General features: G+C 66.6%; 19 protein-coding genes. 12 read left to right on the top strand and 7 right to left on the bottom strand.

Annotated features, from left to right (window positions below):
• Nucleotides 1–127: 127 nt before the first annotated feature.
• A complete protein-coding gene (locus tag KHP16_RS11695) occupies nucleotides 128–259 on the top strand; it encodes an entericidin A/B family lipoprotein (protein ID WP_109583193.1) in 132 nt (43 codons plus the stop codon).
• A 106-nt stretch (nucleotides 260–365) separates the two neighbouring features.
• On the opposite strand, the gene KHP16_RS11690 is transcribed toward KHP16_RS11695, so the two are convergent.
• From KHP16_RS11690 to KHP16_RS11680, 3 genes are read right to left on the bottom strand one after another with little or no spacing between them, the layout of a single operon-like run.
• Nucleotides 366–998 (bottom strand): bifunctional 4-hydroxy-2-oxoglutarate aldolase/2-dehydro-3-deoxy-phosphogluconate aldolase, encoded by a 633-nt coding sequence (locus KHP16_RS11690; protein WP_373561941.1) that lies wholly within the window; start codon nucleotides 996–998, stop codon nucleotides 366–368.
• A gap of 42 nt (nucleotides 999–1,040) precedes the next feature.
• A complete protein-coding gene (locus KHP16_RS11685) occupies nucleotides 1,041–1,976 on the bottom strand; it encodes a sugar kinase (protein WP_109583195.1) in 936 nt (311 codons plus the stop codon).
• A 14-nt stretch (nucleotides 1,977–1,990) separates the two neighbouring features.
• Nucleotides 1,991–3,277 (bottom strand): amino acid deaminase, encoded by a 1,287-nt coding sequence (locus KHP16_RS11680; RefSeq protein WP_211960219.1) that lies wholly within the window; start codon nucleotides 3,275–3,277, stop codon nucleotides 1,991–1,993.
• A gap of 125 nt (nucleotides 3,278–3,402) precedes the next feature.
• Here KHP16_RS11680 and KHP16_RS11675 point away from each other — a divergent pair, with 125 nt between their 5' ends.
• The 4 genes from KHP16_RS11675 (at nucleotide 3,403) to KHP16_RS11660 (ending at nucleotide 7,616) form a co-directional block, all read left to right on the top strand.
• Complete coding sequence (locus KHP16_RS11675; RefSeq protein WP_121491536.1) at nucleotides 3,403–4,290, top strand: MurR/RpiR family transcriptional regulator; 888 nt, start codon at nucleotides 3,403–3,405, stop codon at nucleotides 4,288–4,290.
• 1 nt (nucleotide 4,291) lies between these two features.
• Nucleotides 4,292–5,764, top strand: coding sequence for an N-acyl-D-amino-acid deacylase family protein (locus KHP16_RS11670; protein ID WP_211960218.1), 1,473 nt, complete (start codon nucleotides 4,292–4,294; stop codon nucleotides 5,762–5,764).
• Nucleotides 5,765–5,798: 34 nt separating this feature from the next.
• Entirely contained in the window at nucleotides 5,799–6,182 is a 384-nt protein-coding gene (locus KHP16_RS11665; RefSeq protein ID WP_109583199.1) for a RidA family protein, read from the top strand.
• 81 nt (nucleotides 6,183–6,263) lie between these two features.
• Nucleotides 6,264–7,616, top strand: a complete 1,353-nt coding sequence (locus tag KHP16_RS11660; RefSeq protein WP_109583200.1) for a GntP family permease — start codon at nucleotides 6,264–6,266, stop codon at nucleotides 7,614–7,616.
• Nucleotides 7,617–7,773: 157 nt separating this feature from the next.
• On the opposite strand, the gene KHP16_RS11655 is transcribed toward KHP16_RS11660, so the two are convergent.
• The 4 genes from KHP16_RS11655 to KHP16_RS11640 form a co-directional block, all read right to left on the bottom strand.
• The gene (locus KHP16_RS11655; RefSeq protein WP_109583201.1) at nucleotides 7,774–8,745 is read right to left on the bottom strand and encodes a helix-turn-helix domain-containing protein; all 972 of its coding nucleotides are present in this window, start codon (nucleotides 8,743–8,745) and stop codon (nucleotides 7,774–7,776) included.
• A gap of 197 nt (nucleotides 8,746–8,942) precedes the next feature.
• Nucleotides 8,943–9,584, bottom strand: a complete 642-nt coding sequence (locus KHP16_RS11650; RefSeq protein WP_109583202.1) for a response regulator transcription factor — start codon at nucleotides 9,582–9,584, stop codon at nucleotides 8,943–8,945.
• Nucleotides 9,581–11,374: a PAS domain-containing sensor histidine kinase gene (locus tag KHP16_RS11645; RefSeq protein ID WP_109583203.1), complete on the bottom strand. Its 1,794-nt coding sequence runs from the start codon at nucleotides 11,372–11,374 to the stop codon at nucleotides 9,581–9,583. Before KHP16_RS11645 ends, KHP16_RS11650 begins: the two co-directional genes overlap by 4 nt.
• A gap of 108 nt (nucleotides 11,375–11,482) precedes the next feature.
• The gene (locus KHP16_RS11640) at nucleotides 11,483–11,857 is read right to left on the bottom strand and encodes a response regulator transcription factor (protein WP_109583204.1); all 375 of its coding nucleotides are present in this window, start codon (nucleotides 11,855–11,857) and stop codon (nucleotides 11,483–11,485) included.
• A 601-nt stretch (nucleotides 11,858–12,458) separates the two neighbouring features.
• Between KHP16_RS11640 and KHP16_RS11635 the strand changes: the two genes are divergently transcribed.
• From KHP16_RS11635 to KHP16_RS11605, 7 genes are all read left to right on the top strand, one after another.
• Complete coding sequence (locus KHP16_RS11635) at nucleotides 12,459–12,782, top strand: hypothetical protein (RefSeq protein ID WP_211960217.1); 324 nt, start codon at nucleotides 12,459–12,461, stop codon at nucleotides 12,780–12,782.
• A gap of 280 nt (nucleotides 12,783–13,062) precedes the next feature.
• Nucleotides 13,063–14,328 carry a PQQ-dependent sugar dehydrogenase gene (locus tag KHP16_RS11630; RefSeq protein ID WP_115953142.1) on the top strand — a complete coding sequence of 422 codons (1,266 nt, stop codon included), beginning with the start codon at nucleotides 13,063–13,065 and terminating at the stop codon, nucleotides 14,326–14,328.
• Nucleotides 14,325–14,660: a c-type cytochrome gene (locus KHP16_RS11625; RefSeq protein WP_109583207.1), complete on the top strand. Its 336-nt coding sequence runs from the start codon at nucleotides 14,325–14,327 to the stop codon at nucleotides 14,658–14,660. The genes KHP16_RS11630 and KHP16_RS11625 overlap by 4 nt, the downstream gene beginning before the upstream one ends.
• Before the next feature lie 361 nt (nucleotides 14,661–15,021).
• Nucleotides 15,022–15,912, top strand: coding sequence for an RNA polymerase sigma-70 factor (locus KHP16_RS11620; protein ID WP_109583208.1), 891 nt, complete (start codon nucleotides 15,022–15,024; stop codon nucleotides 15,910–15,912).
• Nucleotides 15,913–16,114: 202 nt separating this feature from the next.
• Nucleotides 16,115–16,597, top strand: a complete 483-nt coding sequence (locus KHP16_RS11615) for a carboxymuconolactone decarboxylase family protein (RefSeq protein WP_109583209.1) — start codon at nucleotides 16,115–16,117, stop codon at nucleotides 16,595–16,597.
• 103 nt (nucleotides 16,598–16,700) lie between these two features.
• Nucleotides 16,701–17,069 carry a cupin domain-containing protein gene (locus tag KHP16_RS11610; RefSeq protein WP_109583724.1) on the top strand — a complete coding sequence of 123 codons (369 nt, stop codon included), beginning with the start codon at nucleotides 16,701–16,703 and terminating at the stop codon, nucleotides 17,067–17,069.
• A gap of 74 nt (nucleotides 17,070–17,143) precedes the next feature.
• The gene (locus KHP16_RS11605) at nucleotides 17,144–18,163 is read left to right on the top strand and encodes a LysR family transcriptional regulator (RefSeq protein WP_211960216.1); all 1,020 of its coding nucleotides are present in this window, start codon (nucleotides 17,144–17,146) and stop codon (nucleotides 18,161–18,163) included.
• Nucleotides 18,164–18,222 lie beyond the last annotated feature (59 nt).

Genomic DNA, 18,222 nt, shown 5'->3' with positions numbered 1-18,222 from the left:
AGGAACACGCACACGCGTGTCAGACGTTGACCAATTTACACGCCGCCGTCCATCGTCCATCTTTATGCACAAGGGCAGCCGGTAAATTCTGCCCGGCCCACACCACCCACTGATGAGGAGTCGGAAGATGAAAAAAGCATGGATCCTGGGCATGCTGGTTGCCACGTTCCTGGCGGGCTGCAACACGATGGCTGGCGTTGGCCAGGACGTGCAGAAAGGCGGCCAGAAGCTGGAGAATTCGGCTGAGCGGGCGAAGTAAGCTGGGCGAAATAAGCGCATCGCAATCAGCCCACTGCAATGCGGCAGTGACAACGGGCGCCCTCGGGCGCCCGTTCCACATTCAAGGCAGCCTTATTGGTGCAGCCTTACTTGCGCAGCCGCGAGGCCTCCTCGGCGAGTCCGCGGATACGCGCCCAGTCCTTGCCCGCGACCGCATCCTTCGGCACCACCCACGAGCCGCCCACGCAGACGACGTTGGGCAGCGCCAGATAGGTCGGCGCCCTGGCCGCGTCGATGCCGCCCGTCGGGCAAAACTTCAATTGTGCGAGGGGGCCGTACAGCGACTTCAGCATCGGCACGCCGCCCGCCGCTTCAGCGGGGAAAAACTTCAGGAACGTAAAGCCGCTTTCGAGCGCGAACATCGCCTCGCTGGCCGTGGCGACGCCCGGCAGCAGCGAGATACCTGCTTCGCGCGCGCCCTCGGCCAGCGTCTGCGTCAGGCCCGGGGAGACGGCGAACTGCGCGCCCGCATCGCGCACGGCATGCAGTTGGTCCGTGTTGAGCACGGTACCCGCGCCGACCACCGCCTGCGGCAGCGCCCTGGCGACCTCTCGGATGGCGTCGAGCGCCACCGGCGTGCGCAGCGTGATCTCGAGCCACGGCAGGCCGCCGGTCACGAGCGCCTCGCTCACGTGCAGGGCCTCTTCCACCGAGTGGTATTCGAGGACGGGGATCACGGGCACGTTGGCGAGGCGGTCCAGCAGGGAGGGAGTGGTCATGGCAGTCATCGAAGCAATAAACGGTGCAATAAACGATAAAGATCAGGCGATCACGGCGACGGATTGTTCCAGCCGCGCGAGCACGGCCTCCGCGCGGGGGATGGGCGCGACCGCTCCGTAGCCTGTCGTGGAAAGCGCGGCCGCCACGTTGGCGTAGCGCGCGGCGTCGAACGGATCGGCGCCGGCGGCCAGGCGCGCGATGAAGCTGCCGCCGAAGCAGTCGCCCGCGCCCGTGGCGTCGAGCGGCTGCACGGGAAACGGCGGGACGAGCGCCCGCGATTCGGGCGTGGCGACGTAGCTGCCCTCTTCGCCCAGCTTCAGCGCGACGAGTCCGATGCCGCAGCCCAGCAGGTAGTCGACAATCGCGTCGCGATCGTCGAGCCCCGTCAGGACCGTGATGTCGTCCCAGCTCGGCAGGCAGATATCGGTCAGCGAAAACGCCTCGCGCATGATGCCCCGGGCGCGCGCGAGCGACCACAGCCGCAGGCGCAGGTTGGTGTCGAGCGAGACGCGCACGCCGGCCTTGCGCGCGTGCTCCATCGCCGCGAGCCCCGCGTCGCACGCGCACGTGCTGATGGCGAGACTGATACCGGAGACGTGCAGGAAGCGCGCCTGCGCGATCGCCGGCAGCGGCAGCTGATCGTGGTGATAGCGGGCGGCCGCCGACCCTTCGCGCAGATAGTCGAAGCGGTGACCGTGGCTGTCGTGCGAGACGAAGTACACGCCGGTGGGCGCGGCGGGGTTCACGCTGACGTGGCGCGTATCGACGCGTTCGCGCGTCCACAGTTCGCGCAGGCGCTCGCCGAAACTGTCCGCGCCGACCGCGGTGATATAGCCCGTCGTGGCGCCCTGACGCGCGGCGGCGATGCAGAAGTTGGAGGTGTCGCCGCCAAATCCCTGCAGATAGCGCGAGGGGTCGTCAGGCTGCTGATTGAACTCCACCAGCGGTTCGCCGTAGGCAAGAATGTCGATGCTCATGTCGCAGTCGCTCCTCAGAAGAAGGTCTGCACGATATCGATGACCCGGTACTGACGATCGAGCACCGGGATATGGCGCCACTTGTCGAAGGTCAGACAGGGATGCGAGATGTCGAAGGCAATCATATCGCCGACCCGCAGGTCGTCGCCAGCCTGAATCTCGAGATAGGCATGCTGGTCCATCATCCCGGCGATTTTCCAGTGCGCCGGCGCGTCCACGGGCGCGGTGGTGCCGCCATGCGGGCGATAGTGGCGCGCGGGAATGGGCAGCCCCGCGTCGAACGCGGCGTCGCGCTTGCCGAGGCCGATGATCGCGCGGCCCGGTTCCGGAATCGACTGCACGTACGCCCATAGCTGCAACGCCGGCAGCAAGCCCTCCCGCATCTTTTGCGCGACGGGGTTGCCCGCGAGGATGCGGTCCTGCGCGGCGCGATAGATGCCGACGTCATGCGTGAGGTAGCAGCCGGGGCGCAGGACGATCTCGATCGGCGCCTCAATGTTCCCCCCCTGCGCTGCCTGCGAGAACTCTTCGGCGACCACGTCGTACCACGCGGAGCCAGCGCCGGAGAGGATCACGGGCTGGCGGCCAAACGCGCCCGCCGCCGCCAGTTCGCGGGTGATGGCGACCGTGCGCCGCAGGAACGCGCGCACGCCCTCTTCCTCCTGCACGACGCCTTCGTACACCTCCACACCCGCCAGCGTCAGCGCGCCGGGCCAGCGCTGGAGCGCGCCCAGCACCGCCGCCTGCTGCGCGGCGTCGCGCACCCCGGTGCGGCCGCCTGTCACGCCGATCTCCATCAGCACGTTCAGCCGCTGTCCGCGCTTGTGGAAGAACGCGCCAAGCTGATCGACGAGCTCGGCCGAGTCCACCAGCGTGAAGAACTCGAACTCGGGGTCCTGAAGGAGGTCCGCGATGATTTCCATATTGCGGCGGCCGACGAGCTGGTTGGCCATCAGTACGCGCCGGACGCCATGCGCGTGCGCCGCGGCGGTCTGGTGCGCGGTGGCGAGCGTGATGCCCCACGCGCCTTCCGCGAGCTGCCGCGCGAAGAGCTTGGGCGCCATCGTCGTCTTGCCGTGCGGCGCGAGCTGCACGCCGTACTCGCCCATGAAGCGGCGCATCCAGTCGAGATTGTGCGCGAGCCGGTCCTCGTAGAGCACCGCCGCTGGCAGGCTCAGATCTTCGTCGAGCAGCCGCCAGCCGACCTCCCCTGCCGCGTCGGGAGCCAGCGGCGCCGCCATACGGCCCATGGCCTTGTTCACCGGGTCGATCATGCCCGGCTGGTACTTTGTCTCATGCATCGCTTTTGGTATGGGGGTGAATACGCGGTTGACGTAATTTTAGCGGGAAATTACCATGCGGCACCGTTTGTTAGAAAGTAACACGCGCATTCACCCCTCGCTCCACCGCTCGCCCCACCGCCGCCATGACCGCACCGTTCGACATCCTCACCCGCATCGCCGAGCGTGGGCCCGCCCTGCGGCTGGCCGAGCAGAAGGTGGCGCAGGTGATCCTCGAGGATGTCGCCGCGGCGGCGGCGGCCAGTATCAACGAGCTGGCGCGCAAGGCGGCCGTCAGCGAAGCCAGCGTGACGCGCCTGGCCAAGGCGCTTGGCTGCCGCGACGTCCGCGACCTGAAGCTGCGGCTGGCGCAGGCCACCGCCGTGGGGTCGCGCTTTCTGCCCAGCGGCGGTGCGCATGAAGCCGCCGCGCCCGCCACGCTGGCCGATCGCGTTCATGCGGATGCGGTGGCGTCGCTCGAGGTCAATCGCAAGCTGATCGACGCCGAGCGCATCGATGCGGCCGCGCGCCTGTTGTGCGACGCGCGCATGGTCTACGCTTTTGGCATGGGCGGCGCGTCCACGATGCTCGCCGACGAAGCCTGCCATCGACTCGCGCGGCTCGGCCATCCGGCCGCGAGCTATCACGACGCGCTGCTCCAGAAGATGATGGCCGCGACGCTCGTGCGCGACGACGTCGTGCTGGCCTTCTCCGCGAGCGGCAATGTGCCGGAGATGCTCGCGAACTGCGAGATCGCGCGGGAATACGGCGCGAAACTCATCGCGGTGACATCGCTCGGCTCGCCGCTGGCCGCGCTCGCGGATGTGCTGCTGCCCGTGCGGACGCACGAGACGGATTTCATTTTCAAGCCGTCGGCGTCGCGCTACGCGATGCTGCTCGTGCTCGACGTGCTGGCGACCCAGCTCGCGCTGTTGCATCAGGACCAGAGCCAGGAACGTCTGCGCCGCCTCAAGTATGTGCTGGACGACCATCGCGGCACGCATGCCGATAGCCGACAGCCGCTGGGAGACTGACATGCCGCACCTTTTCGATACCCTGATTCGCTGCGTGCTGCTGCTGGACGGCTCGGGCGCGGCGGCGCGCATGGCCGACGTCGGCATCCGCGATGGCCGCATCGCGCGCATCGCCTGGCTCGACGACGATGCGCCGATCGACCCGGACAGCGCCGCGCATGTGGTGGAAGGCCATGGCCTCGCGCTGGCCCCGGGCTTTATCGACGTGCACACGCATGACGACACCAATGTGGTCCGCGAACCCGCGATGACGCCGAAGCTCTCGCAGGGCGTGACGACGGTGATCGTCGGCAACTGCGGCATCAGCGCCGCGCCGGTGACGCTCGCCGGCGATCCGCCCGATCCGATGAACCTGCTCGGCCATGCGGACGCGTTCCGCTATCCCGACTTCCGCAGCTACGTCGCGGCCGTCGACGCCGCACAGCCCGCGGTCAACGTGGCCGCGCTCGTGGGCCATACCGCCCTGCGCAGCAACCATATGGACCGCTTCGACCGCGCGGCCACCGCCGGGGAAATCGCGGCGATGCGCGCGCAGCTGCAGGAAGCGCTCGACGCTGGCGCGCTTGGCCTGTCCACCGGCCTCGCCTACGCCAACGCATACTCGGCGCCGACGGAAGAAGTCCTCGCGCTCGCCGAACCGCTCGCCGACGCCGGCGGCCTCTATGCGACGCATCTGCGCAGCGAATTCGCGGAGATCCTCGACGCCATGGACGAGGCCTTTCGCATCGGCCGCCATGCGCGCGTGCCCGTCGTCATCTCGCACCTCAAATGCGCGGGCGTCGCCAACTGGGGCCGCAGCGGCGAAGTCCTCGACGCGCTCGAGCAGGCGCAACGCTGGCAGCTCGTCGGCTGCGACTGCTATCCGTATGCCGCCAGTTCCTCGACGCTCGACCTCAAGCAGGTGACGGGCGACTTCGACATCCTTGTCACCTGGTCCGAACCCGAACCCGCGATGGGCGGCCGCCTGCTGGCGGACATCGCGGCCGAATGGGGCGTGGACCTGCATACGGCCGCGCACCGGCTGCAACCGGCGGGCGCCGTGTACCACGGTATGGAAGAAGCCGACGTCGACCGCATCCTGCGTCATCCGGCCACGGTCATCGGTTCCGACGGCCTGCCCAACGATCCGCTGCCGCATCCGCGCCTCTGGGGCGCGTTTCCGCGCGTGCTGGGACACTATGCGCGCGATCGGGAACTGTTTCCGCTCACCGTCGCCGTCAACAAGATGACCGGCCTCTCGGCCGAACGCTTCGGTCTGAAGGAGCGCGGCTTCGTGCGCGAGGGCTACTGGGCCGATCTCGTGCTGTTCGACCCCGCCACGATCCGCGATGCGGCGACCTTCACCGAGCCGGTGGCGCCCGCCGAGGGCATCGAAGCGGTCTGGGTGAACGGCGAACTGTCATGGCAGCAGCGCGCGCCCACGGGGCTGCGGGCCGGCCGATTCCTCGCGCGCGCGCCGTCGCTGCGCGCATAGCCCTCTCTAGACTTTCTATCCTTCCGGAACTCTCATGGAAATCAAACGATACGGCGTGGAAGGCGGTACCGGTACCGGTGGCCAGCACATGCCCTTTGCCCGCGCCGTAAGCGCAGATGGCTGGCTCTATGTTTCGGGCCAGGTGCCGATGGTCGATGGCGAGGTCGTCGACGGCGGCATCGTGCCGCAGACCCATCAGGCCATTCGCAACATGCTGGCGATTCTTGCCGAGGCTGGCTACGGTCCCGAGCACATCGTGCGTTGCGGCGTGTGGCTCGACGATGCGCGTGACTTCGCTTCGTTCAATCGCATCTTCAAGGATTACTTTGGTGCGAATCCGCCAGCGCGCGCCTGTGTGCAATCGTCGATGGTGGTCGACTGCAAGGTCGAGATCGACTGCGTCGCGTTCAAACGATAAGCCTTTTTCTCTGCTTCCCCCGCTTCATCTTTCTAGTTTTCTACCCCTCGAGCCAACCACATACATCCGTAAGGAGACAACATGGGTGCCGTAACCGGAACCACGCTCTTGCTGTACGCGTTGATCGCCGTCATCGCGCTGGTGATCCTGATCGCCAAATTCAAGCTCAACCCGTTCATCACGCTCGTCGTGGTGTCGGTACTGCTCGGCTTCGCGTCGGGCATGCCGATGGGGGACATCGTCAAATCGTTCGAGGCCGGCGTTGGCGGCACGCTCGGGCATATCGCGCTCGTGATCGGGCTGGGCACCATGCTCGGCAAGATGATGGCCGAGTCCGGCGGCGCGGAGCGCGTGGCGCTCACGCTGATCGACTTCTTCGGCGAGAAGAACGTCCACTGGGCCATGGTGACCATCGCGTTCATCGTCGGCTTGCCCGTATTCTTTGAAGTGGGCTTCGTGCTGCTCGTGCCCATCGCCTTCAACGTGGCCAAGCGCACGGGCACGTCGATGGTGCTCGTCGGCATTCCGATGGTCGCGGGCCTTTCCGTCGTGCACGGCCTGATTCCGCCGCACCCCGCCGCGCTGCTGGCGGTGTCGGCTTATGGCGCCGACATGGGCCGCACGATCATGTATGCGCTGATCGTCGGGATTCCCACAGCCGCCATCGCGGGTCCGATCTTCGCGCGGCTGATGGACCGCTACGTCAAGCTGCCCGCGATCAATCCGCTGGCCGAGCAACTGACCGAGGAAGCGTCCGAACGCCACGCGCTGCCGGGCTTCGGCATCACCGTGTTCACGATCCTGCTGCCGGTGATCCTGATGCTGATCGGCAGCTGGGCCGATCTGTTCACCACCCCGAAGACCTTCGCCAACGACTTCCTGAAGCTGATCGGCAACTCGGTGATGGCGCTGCTCATCGGCACGCTCGTGAGCTTCTTCACGTTCGGCAAGGCACGGGGCTTCAATCGCGAGACCATTCTCAAGTTCACCAATGAATGCGTGGCGCCGACGGCGATCATCACGCTCGTGGTCGGTGCGGGCGGCGGCTTTGGCCGCGTGCTGCGGGACTCGGGAATTTCCAACGCGATCGTTGACGTCGCGACCAGCGCGCATGTGTCGGTGCTGGTGCTTGGGTGGCTCGTGGCCGTGCTGATTCGTATCGCTACCGGGTCGGCTACCGTGGCGATGACCACGGCGGCTGGCATCGTCGCGCCGATCGCGGCCAGCGTGCCGGGGACGCGTCCCGAACTGCTGGTGCTGACCACCGGCGCCGGTTCGCTGATCCTCTCGCACGTGAACGATGCCGGCTTCTGGCTCGTGAAGGAATACTTCAACATGACCGTGACGCAGACCTTCAAGACCTGGTCGGTCGCGGAGACGATCATCTCCGTGGTGGCATTGCTGCTGACGCTGGGACTCGCAACGATCGTTTGATCCCTCTCCCGGCCCCCTCTCCCGGCCCCCTCCCGGCCCCTCTCCCCGGGGGAGAGGGGAACGACATAGGTCGACGCGACCGGGCCGCGCGTTCGAAGGACCTATGTCGTTCAGCCCGCCGTTCGGGCTGCCGTTCGGTCTGCCGTTCGGTACGCCCTTAGCCCGTGACCGCGACCTTGCTCCGCCAGCGGTACGGCGTATCCCCCACGAAGCGGCGGAACACCGTCGTGAAGTGCGCCTGCGAGCGGAAACCGCAACGCAGCGCCACATCCAGCACACTCCCCTTGTCATCGCGCAGCAGATCCTGCGCATGCTCGATGCGCCGGCGCAGCAGGTATTCATGCGGGCGCAGGCCCGTCGCCAGCCGGAACTGCGCGGCGAAGTGCATGCGCGTCAGGCCCGCGCTCTCGGCGATATCCGCCAGGCCGATCGCCTCCGACAGATGCGCGTCGATATACTCCACCACCCGGCGCAGACGCCAGGCCGGCAGTCCCGACACATGACGCGACTGCGTGGCCACGCGGTTGAAGTGGTTGCTGACCAGACGCGACACGATCGCGAGGCTCACGCTGTCGATGAACAACCGGCCCAGGCTCGGGTCCTGCGTATGCGCCATCGCCAATGCCTGGCCCAGGCGCTCCATCGTCGTATCGGTAATCAGCCGCGGATCGGACAGCACGATGTCGCCATTGTGCGCCCGGCCGAACAGGTCCTGATGGCAATCGGCCAGCACGCCCTGCGGCACGAACAGATGCAGGACGTCGCTGGCGGATTCGAACGTCGCATTGACGGGTACGCGTGGCGCCGTGATCTGCACCGCGCCGGCCGCGACGCGGCCCTGCACGATCAGGCGGCCCGCCGACTGGAACGTGCAATTCAGGCTGCGGAGGCTGAGCCCGATGCAGTGATGCGCGTCGTGACCGTCGTGAGTCACCTCGAGCGGGCCGTTGTCGGCGCGGATCCAGCGGGAGACAGGCACATGCCGGGAACGCAAGGCCGTGGCGTCGAGTCCCGCCGAGTGTTCGCGCCAGTTCACCTCTTCCCCGATGGGGGATTCGGCGAACGAGGGTCGCACGGGGCTGGCGGGATCAGAACTGAGTTCAGGGCTGTAGGCGGTGATTCCGGTCATGTCAAACCTGCTGTCTGGGGGTTGGCAAGGCAGTGCAACCATGCACCGCCAACATGCCTTCCAAGGTATATCAGCCGCTTGCCGACAACCAGACAGACATCCGTTTACGCACGCCCTGATTAAGTTTGTAGACCTTATACCTTTGTATAGGGTGACGCCCGGTTTTTGCCGAATCGCCCGCCGTCACCCCATGCGCCTCAGCCGGCCGGCGCCACGCCAAGCGCCTCCGCCTTGAGGACGAGGTCCGCGAGGGACCGCGCGGCCATCTTGCGCATGGCCTGGCCCCGGTGCAGCTTGACCGTGATTTCGCTGAGGCTCATTTCCGAAGCGATCTGCTTGTTCATGAGTCCGCGCGTCACCAGCGCCATGACCTCGCGCTCGCGTGGCGTGAGCGAGTCGTAGCGCCGTCGCAGCTCGGAGAGCGAACGGTCGGAGTTGCGGCGTTCCTCGTCACGCGCGAGCGCATCGGCCACCGCGTCCAGCATGTCCTGATCGCGGAACGGCTTGGCGAGGAAGTCCGTGGCGCCCGCCTTCATCGCCTTGACCGACATGGCGATATCGCCGTGCGCGGTCATGAAGATGATCGGAATGGGCACGCGCTCTTCCATGATCTGCTGCTGCACCGCGAGCCCGCTCTGCCCTTTCAGGCGGACATCGAGGATCAGGCAGCTGGGCGCGTCTTCGAGTTCCTGTTCAAGGAATTCCGCGGCCGTGGCGAACACCTCGACGCGAAATCCCACGGACCGCAGCAGCATGCGCACCGCGTTGCGCATGGATTCGTCGTCATCGACGACGTAGACGATCGCGCTCCCCGCGGCACCGTCCGTCCCGTGACTCATTGGAGTACCTCCTCATGCAACGGAAGTTCCACCCGTAGCGTCGCACCTCTCTCCGGAGGCGATTCGGCCCATATTCTTCCCCCATGGGCTTCGACGATCGAGCGGCAAATTGACAACCCCATTCCCATGCCGTCCTTTTTTGTGGAGTAAAACGCGTTGAACAGCTTGTCCGCATCGGCCGGCGGAAATCCGCAGCCGGCATCCCGTACCGTGATCGCCGCGTAGCGCACGCCCTGCACGCGCTCGGTGACGACCCACAAATCTCGCCGGCGGTCGCGAATGGACGCCATCGCCTGCACTGCGTTCACCAGCAGGTTGATCAGGACCTGATGGAGCTGTACACGGTCTCCCGACACATAGAGTGCCGTCGGCGCGAGCCGGATGTCCGGCTCCACGCGGTTGGCCTGGAATTCCCGCCGCACCAGGCTGGCGGCTTCCGTCACGAGCACGTTGAGGTCCAGCCGCTCGTAGACCGGATCGCGCTTTTTCGCCATCGAACGGATCTGATGGATGATGTCCGTGGCGCGGCGCGCATCGCGGACCATCTGACCGATCGACAACTGGGCCTCGGCGATATCCGGCGGCGCGCGGTCGAGCCAGCGCACGGCCGAGTCACCGCAGGTCACGATCGCGGCCAGCGGCTGGCTGACTTCGTGCGCGATGGACGCGGCCAGCTCGCCGAGTGTTGTGACGCGCGTCACGTGCGCGAGTTCCGCTTGCGAACGCTGTAACGCTTCCTGCGTGACGGCCGCGTCCGTGACGTCCATCAGCGCGCCCACATACTCCGGAAGCAGCGGCGCGGCGTTGGTACGCCGCGCGACGAAGTGCACATACCGAATACTGCCATCGGGCATCAATAAGCGGTGTTCGAGATCGATATAGGGTTTGCCTTCCCGCAACATCTGCCGCGCGGCGCTGACCCGCGCGAGGTCGTCCGGGTGCGTGCGCGCGGCGATCAGCTCCGGCGACGGCGTCACATCGCGATCGTAACCGAGAATCCGATACGCTTCCGTCGACCACACCATTTCCGAGTACGGCGGCTGCAGCGCCATGCTGCCCGTCTTGCTGAGCCGCTGCGCTTCCGAGAGGAACGCCTCGCTGCGCGCAAGCGCCGCCTCCGCGCGCTTGCGGTCGGTAATGTCGTTGCTGGTGGCCACGATCGCCACCGGATTGCCGCGCGCGTCGCGCCACAGCGCCCAGCGGCTCGAAATCGTCAGCAGCTGGCCGTCCTTGCGCACGCGCTGGACTTCGCCGTCCCAGTGGCCGATGCGCAGCAGCTCGTCGTGGATATGCTCGATCGGAATCGGAAACGTCGTGCGCGTAAGCGCGTGGATCGACTGGCCGACGGCCTCCGCGGCGGTCCAGCCATAGACTTCATGCGCGCCCCGGTTCCAGAACGTGATGATGTCGTCCATGTCGTGCACGACGATGGCGTCGTGCGTGAGGTTCAGCATCTGGATCTGCTCGCGCAGCCGCGCGGTATTGCCGACCGCGCGCAGGGCCAGCAGCGTGGCCGTGCTGTTGGCGAGCAGGCTGACGAAGCAGCGGGCCAGCGGCGCCACGCCGGAATTCGGCGGTGTCGAGATCAGATAGCCGAGCACCGTCAGCACCGCGCAGATCGCGCTTGCGGTGATGGTGGCCTTGCGCGAGCCGGTGGACGCCACCAGCAGCACGACGACGACGTAGAGCACCGCGATGGCGATGTCCAGTGGGGTCATGGCGTCGACCATGAAGATGGCCAACGCGCAGACCCCGGCGATGATCGACAGCATTCGGGAGTTGGGATGCATTGGGAGCCGATTGTGCCACGGCGCGCGCGTGACAAATCACCCGACGCCGCGGCCGGGAATTTCGATGCGAGGGGCCGTGCGATGTTCCGTGCTGACGATCGCGGGAAGCTAGCCCGCGTTCAACGCCACCCGTTCGAGGCAGGCCTTCACCGATGCACCGTCCACGGGCTTGGGCAGCACCGACATCGCGCCACTGTCGAGCGCCTGCCGCCTGACCGCATCCGTGCAGTAGGCAGTGATGAAGATCACCGGCACCGAATAATGGCGCGCGGTCAATGTGCGCTGCATTTCCAGCCCGGTCATGCCGGGCATCTGGAAATCCGTGATGACGCAGTCCGCCTCGCCGATCCTTCCCGAGTCCAGGAATGCGCGCGCCGAATCGTACGGACGCACCTCCCAACCCAGTGAACGGACCAGCCTGGACGTAGCCAGGCGAACGGATTCGTCATCATCGACGATGGCAACAATCAGCGTGTTCTGCAAGCGAGTACCCCAGCCTCGTGAGCATGCGGCGATCTGCAACCCAATCGTCGCAGCACCCGTGGGCCGGATCATAGGGGCGGCCCTTCGCCCGGATAACTATATGTTCGTATAGGCGGGCGAAGGGGCACCCCGCGCCCGTGTCCGTGCGATTTGCGGAAAACGTGATCGTCTGTGCAATGGCTACGTACTACTACGCAAGCGTCAGCGGCAGCATTGTCTGCGATGTCGGGCAAAAGCGAAACCCCGATGATGCGACACGTTTACGCGACAAAATGCCGCAGCGCGGAAATTCTTGAGCTTTCAGGTTCGGAATGGCCGCTCCTATCCATCGTTCGCCGTTTTCGAACCTTGTTTCATGGGCGGCCTGCGCTTCCGCATCGTCGTGCCCATACGGCTGGATAGGGGGCCGAGACCTATGCGCGGTGCGGGCGTCCGCATGGATGGCTGCGCCAGCGCGGTGCGCTCCCTAGCATTCAGGCACGGTGGTGGTGCACAGGGGCGGCGCCTCCTCCGGACGCCTTGAATCCATGACCGCCCCTCGACAAGGGCGCTGGCTGGGGAGCAGACCAGTGTGCCCAATTGCCTCTCTTCGGAGTTCGACATGACGCAACGCATCATTCATTTCTCGCTCGCGGCCCTCATCGCCGGCGCTGCCTCGCTAGCCAACGCTTCCCACGCTTCCTCCGCGGAGCCGCGTACCAGCGCGACGTCCGGCGACCGGTATGGCTACACGTTCCACAACGCGCCGCGCGACCCCTTCACCGAAGGCGCCCGTCGCCGCGAGGGGGCCATCAGCCGCCTGACCGACTGGCTGCCGGATGGCGCCAGCCATTCCGCCTCCAACGGCTTCTCCGGTGTGCTGGCCGGGATGGACCGGTCGGGCGTGTCGGCGCCGCCGGATCAGGATGGGAAGCACGCGGGATAACGTCCGTTGTCCTCTCCCCCGGGGAGAGGGCTTCGTCTCCCTTGCTCTCCCCACCCATCCTATACGTAGAGATAGCCTCCCCTTTCAGGCCCGCACTCAGGGCCCCCTTCCCCCCCGACCGGAAATCGAGCTTTCCGCAGCACAAAAGTTTGTCCTAAGCTCTTTCCTGTCATACCCCGTCGTGTCACACCCCGCCAGGCAGGGGATCCGATCCGTTGGATGGTTGTTCCTTTTGCAGTCGCGGGCTCAAAAGCAAACAGATACCTCCGGAGACAATCACATGGGCTACCTCCCCAGGCTCTTGCCATTGGCCGCCGCAGCGTGGCTGGCCGCCGCCACGCCGGCCATCGCGGCCGACGCGAATCTGAGCAAGCTTCAGCAGTTCAAGCCAACCGGCACCGCCACGCCGGAAAGTGTGCCGCAGACCGGGCAGAAAGCCGACGCGCTCAGGGAGAACCTGAAGCAGATCAAGCTGCCGCAAGGGTTCAAGATCGAGCTCTATGCCGTCGTGCCCGACGCCCGCCACATGGCCCTCGAGCCATCCACGGGCGTGGTGTTCGCGGGCACGCGCAAGAATCGCGTATGGCAGGTCACGGACCGCACCAAGCGGCGCGTCGCCGACGACGTGGTGGCGTTCGCCACGGCGATCAACTTCAAGGTGCCCAACGGCGTGTGCTTCTCGCCGGACGGCGTGCTGTACGTGGCCGAGCAGAACCGCGTGCTCGCCTTCCCCGCCGCGCAATTCTTCGGCGAAGGCGGCCCCGACGTGGCTGCCGCGGTCGTCGTGCCGCAAGGCAAGCTGATCCCGACCGAGTTCGAAAGCTTCAACCACGGCGCCCGGACCTGCCGCATCGGGCCGGACAAGAAGTTGTACATCACGCTCGGCCAGCCGTGGAACGTGCCGCCCAAGGATAAGCTGGCCGCGCTCGACAAGGCTGGCCTTGCGGGCATCATCCGCATGGACCAGGACGGGAAGAACCGCGAGGTCTTCGCGCTCGGCATCCGCAATTCCGTCGGCATGGACTTCAACCCCGCCGACAAGGTGCTGTGGTTCACCGACAACCAGGTTGACGGCATGGGCGACGACCAGCCTCCGGGCGAACTCAACCGGGCCCCCAAGGCGGGTCTGAACTTCGGCTTCCCATGGTATGGCGGCGGCAAGGTCCGCACGGTGGAATACAAGGACGCCAAGGTGCCGGCCGGCGTCGTGTTCCCCGAAGTCGAATACGCCGCGCACGCGGCCGACCTCGGCATGACGTTCTACTCGGGCACCATGTTCCCCGCCAAATACAAGGGCGGCGTGTTCGCGGCCGAGCACGGCTCGTGGAACCGCACCAAGCCGATCGGCGCCCGCATCATGTACACGGCGGTCAAGTCCGATGGCACCGCCGGCGAAACGGAGGTATTTGCCGAAGGCTGGCTCACGCCCACCGGCGAGTACATGGGCCGCCCCGTTGACGTGTTGCCGCTGGCGGATGGCTCGCTGCTCGTGTCGGACGACTATGCCGGCGCAATCTATCGCATCTCTTACTCGGGGGCAAAATGACGGGTGTGTTCCGGAACGCGGCGCTGCGGGCCTCGCTGGTCATGACATGCGCGGCGGGCGCCGCCTTCACCGCCGGCGCCCACGCCGGCGATGCGCAGGCGGGCCGCGCCAAGGCGGTGCAGTGCTCCGCGTGCCATGGGCTCGACGGCATGTCCAAGCTGCCCGAGGCTCCGAACCTCGCGGGACAGACCGAGCCGTACCTGATCAAGGCGCTGAAGGACTACCGCTCGGGCAAGCGCAAGGACGAGATGATGAACACGATGGCGAAGCCGCTGACCGATGCGGACATCGCCAATCTCGCGGCGTTCTACAACGGGCTGAAGCCTCAGTAGTCCATCGCGCTCGGCATGCGGTGAAAACCGGACGGTCCCAAGGGTCCGTCCGGCCCCTCAAGACACCGTCACCCCAAGGGCCTGAAAATCGAGGCCCCGCGTATTAAGGGCGGGATCGTGAAATCCGATGTCTCGCGACAGGTCATGCGATGCATGCAGGGGTTCTCCTCTGCGCCGAAACAGTTCACATCGCGCGCCACGGCGCCCGCCGCGCGACGATCGCCACGAAGCGGCGACAGGTCCATTCTTCGCATCCCGCCCCTGTCCGTATATGGGACGTTTCTCAAAACGTCTGAGCTAGAATCAGCCTTTTCCGATCCCAGTCGCCATCGACCTCGACGCGTTCTCTCGGCCCGCCGCCATGGATGACCTCACCGCTACCTTCCATCGCCTTCGGCCTCGCCTGCTCGGTATCGCCTACCGCATGCTCGGCGTGGTGGCCGAGGCCGAGGACGCCGTGCAGGATGCCTGGCTGCGCTGGCATGGCACGAACCGTGACGAGGTGGAAAATGCCGAGGCCTGGCTCGTGGCCGTGACGACGCGCATCGCGATCGACCGCCTGCGCGCGGCCAAGATCCAGCGCGAGCATTACACCGGTATCTGGCTGCCCGAGCCGCTGCTGGACGCATCGCCGCCCACTCCCGAAGAAATCCACGAACGCGCGGACGATCTGTCCGTGGCATTCCTCAGGGTGCTCGAGCGCCTGACGCCCGAAGCGCGCGCGGCGTTCCTGCTCAGGGACGTCTTCGACGTCGACTACGGCGAGATCGCGGCCATCGTCGGCAAGAGCGAGGCCGCGTGCCGGCAGATCGTGAGCCGCGCGCGCACGCAGGTACGCGACGAGCGGCCGCGCTTCGCCGTGCCGCGCGAGGTCCAGCACAAGTTGCTGCAGGCCTTCGCCCATGCCGTGGAGGCCGGCGACTTCACCGCGCTCAGCGGCATGCTTGCCCCCGATGCCGAACTCATGGGCGACGGCGGCGGCAAGGTTCGGAGCATTCCGAAACCCCTTCTCGGCGGGCGGCGTATCGCGCAGCTGTTCTATGCGGGCCATCGGCGATTCGGCGCGGCGGCACGCGTGGAGCTCGTGCGGCTCAATGGCGAGTGGGCGTTGCTGCGGTACGTGGACGGGCTGCTCGAGTCGGCGCAGTCGTACGAGACCGATGGCGAGCGCATCCTGCGCGTCCTCGTGCAGCGCAACCCCGACAAGCTGGCGCGTATCGCCGCGTCGCATGGCGCGGGGCTGGCCCACTGACTGCCCGACTGCGGTAAAGCCGGGCCGGCCCGGCATTGGTGTCCCGCGCTCAACAATGTGAGCCCTTCCACGTGGCTACCGGGGCGCGCGTCCGTTCCCTAAGATGGCTTCTGAGCGGCGGCCCTTGCGCGGCCACTTTTCGCCGCCGCTTTTTGCCGGCCCTCCGCGCCGGACGCTTCCCATCACCCTGCCAGGAGCCATCATGACCCAACGCCTCAACTACATCGAGCAGTCCCCCGAGTTGTTCAAGAAGTTCGCCGAGTTCAGCATGGCGCTGGTCAAAATCAGCAAGATCGAAGGGTCGATCCAGCATCTGATCGAAGTCCGCGCCTCGCAGCTCAATGGCTGCGCATTCTGCCTCGACATGCACGTCAAGCAGGCCAAGATCCATGGCGAGCGCGAGCTGCGCCTGTATCACGTGGCCATCTGGCGCGAGTCCACGCTGTTCTCGCCGCGCGAACGCGCCGCGCTCGCGTGGACCGAAGTGCTGACGCAACTGCCGCCGCACGGCGTGCCCGATGACGTGTACGAGCGCGTGCGCACGCAGTTTTCCGAGCAGGAGCTCGTGGAGCTGACGTACCACGTGATGTCCATCAACGCCTGGAACCGCGTGAATGTCGCATTCCAGAGCGTGCCGGGTTCGCAGGACAAGATGTTCGGGCTGACCAAGGCCAATCTGGAGTGATGCCATGCGCAAGACTGGTTTCGGCATCCGATTCGCCACCCGGCCTGGCGCGACGCTGTCGCGCGTCGGCCTGCTCGCCGGCGTGCTCACCGGCGCGCTGGTCATGGCCCGGCCGGCGGCCGCCGCCGGCGGCGTCACGCAAGACGGCGTGACGGTCACGCCCGTCATGACGCAGGCGCTTCCCGACTATCCGGGCAAGGAAGCGGTGATGATCACCGTCGAGTACGCGCCGGGCGCGGCCGACCCCATCCATCGCCACGACGCGCACGGCTTCATCTACGTGCTGGAAGGCTCGATCGTCATGGGCGTCAAGGGTGGCAAGGAAGTGACGCTCGGACCGGGCCAGGCGTTCCACGAGGGGCCCGCGGACATCCATACCGTGGGCCGCAATGCCAGCACGACGAAGCCGGCAAAGTTCGTGGTCGTGCTGCTGAAGGAGAAGGGCGCGCCGATCCTGACGCCGGTGAAGTAACGTTTCCGGGCCGCCGGCGCATCTTTTTGCACGGCCGTTGTCACAAGCAACGGCCGTCGCTCGTCTAGGCGGGTATGGATACCCTTGCCCGCACGCCAGCCTCCCCTCGTTCGTCCGCGCATCCGGTCGCAAATTCGGTCGCAAATTCGGTCGCGGACCCCCTTGCGACCGGCTTTGCCACCAGTTACGCCGGCGTCGTCGCGTTTCTCGCCGTGGTCAGCGAAGGCAGCTTCGCCCGCGCCGGAGACCGCCTCGGCATCGGCCGCTCGGCGGTCAGCCGCAATGTACAAAAGCTCGAGGCGCAGCTCGGCACGCGGCTGTTCGTGCGGACCACGCGCAGCACCTCGCTCACGCGCGAAGGCGAGATGTTCTTCCGGAACTGCAGCCCGGGCATGGACCGCATCACGCAGGCGATCGAAGACATGCGCGAGCTCCGGGCCGGCCCGCCGCGCGGGCATCTCCGCGTGCGCGCGAGCCCCGGCTTCGGCCGGCGGATCATCGCGCCGATGCTCGGCGCGTTTCATGCGCGCTACCCCGATATCTCGCTCGACTTCCAGCTCGATGACCGGCCCGCGGACTTCACGAGCGACCGTGTCGACGTGGCATTTCGCGACGGGCGCATGGAAGACAGCCAGATCGTGGCGCGGCAATTGATCCCCATGCAGCTCGTTACCTGCGCATCGCCCGCCTACGCGTGCACCCACGGCATGCCGATGCATCTCGACGAGCTGACCGCGCATCGCTGCATCAACTATCGCGGGGCGACCGGGCGCATGCGCGAATGGGAGTTCAAGGTCGAAGGCCGTACGCATACGCTCACGCCCCCGTCGCGGCAGACGTTCAACGACGCGGAACTCGTGCTCCAGTCGGTACTCGCGGGGCAAGGCATCGCACAGCTCGCGGCCTATCAGGTGTGCGACCTGCTGCGCGACGGCCGGCTCATCGCGTGCCTGGGACGCTACGCCCCGGCCGATCGCGGCCATTACGTCTGCTATCTGAGCCGCAAGCAGCTGCCCGCGCGCATTCGCGTGTTCGTCGACGACGTCACCGAGTGGACGCGCGCGCTCGACCTGACCCTGCCGTTTCCATTGTGACCATTGGTGCGTCAACGACAACACGCTGAGGCCGCCGACATGGCTTCCGGCACGCATGG

The organism is Cupriavidus plantarum (assembly GCF_905397285.1).
Lineage (GTDB): Bacteria > Pseudomonadota > Gammaproteobacteria > Burkholderiales > Burkholderiaceae > Cupriavidus > Cupriavidus plantarum.
This window is presented reverse-complemented; position numbering and strand designations above follow the sequence as displayed.

Bases quoted from the DNA above. Each gene is read 5' to 3' on its own strand.
- KHP16_RS11620 (WP_109583208.1), top strand. From the start codon at position 15,022: ATGGATGACCTCACCGCTACCTTCCATCGCCTTCGGCCTCGCCTGCTC.
- KHP16_RS11670 (WP_211960218.1), top strand. From the start codon at position 4,292: ATGCCGCACCTTTTCGATACCCTGATTCGCTGCGTGCTGCTGCTGGAC.
- KHP16_RS11615 (WP_109583209.1), top strand. From the start codon at position 16,115: ATGACCCAACGCCTCAACTACATCGAGCAGTCCCCCGAGTTGTTCAAG.
- KHP16_RS11675 (WP_121491536.1), top strand. From the start codon at position 3,403: ATGACCGCACCGTTCGACATCCTCACCCGCATCGCCGAGCGTGGGCCC.
- KHP16_RS11655 (WP_109583201.1), bottom strand. From the start codon at position 8,745: ATGACCGGAATCACCGCCTACAGCCCTGAACTCAGTTCTGATCCCGCC.
- KHP16_RS11690 (WP_373561941.1), bottom strand. From the start codon at position 998: ATGACCACTCCCTCCCTGCTGGACCGCCTCGCCAACGTGCCCGTGATC.
- KHP16_RS11605 (WP_211960216.1), top strand. From the start codon at position 17,144: ATGGATACCCTTGCCCGCACGCCAGCCTCCCCTCGTTCGTCCGCGCAT.
- KHP16_RS11650 (WP_109583202.1), bottom strand. From the start codon at position 9,584: ATGAGTCACGGGACGGACGGTGCCGCGGGGAGCGCGATCGTCTACGTC.
- KHP16_RS11635 (WP_211960217.1), top strand. From the start codon at position 12,459: ATGACGCAACGCATCATTCATTTCTCGCTCGCGGCCCTCATCGCCGGC.
- KHP16_RS11695 (WP_109583193.1), top strand. From the start codon at position 128: ATGAAAAAAGCATGGATCCTGGGCATGCTGGTTGCCACGTTCCTGGCG.
- KHP16_RS11630 (WP_115953142.1), top strand. From the start codon at position 13,063: ATGGGCTACCTCCCCAGGCTCTTGCCATTGGCCGCCGCAGCGTGGCTG.
- KHP16_RS11645 (WP_109583203.1), bottom strand. From the start codon at position 11,374: ATGCATCCCAACTCCCGAATGCTGTCGATCATCGCCGGGGTCTGCGCG.
- KHP16_RS11660 (WP_109583200.1), top strand. From the start codon at position 6,264: ATGGGTGCCGTAACCGGAACCACGCTCTTGCTGTACGCGTTGATCGCC.
- KHP16_RS11680 (WP_211960219.1), bottom strand. From the start codon at position 3,277: ATGCATGAGACAAAGTACCAGCCGGGCATGATCGACCCGGTGAACAAG.
- KHP16_RS11665 (WP_109583199.1), top strand. From the start codon at position 5,799: ATGGAAATCAAACGATACGGCGTGGAAGGCGGTACCGGTACCGGTGGC.
- KHP16_RS11685 (WP_109583195.1), bottom strand. From the start codon at position 1,976: ATGAGCATCGACATTCTTGCCTACGGCGAACCGCTGGTGGAGTTCAAT.
- KHP16_RS11610 (WP_109583724.1), top strand. From the start codon at position 16,701: ATGGCCCGGCCGGCGGCCGCCGCCGGCGGCGTCACGCAAGACGGCGTG.
- KHP16_RS11625 (WP_109583207.1), top strand. From the start codon at position 14,325: ATGACGGGTGTGTTCCGGAACGCGGCGCTGCGGGCCTCGCTGGTCATG.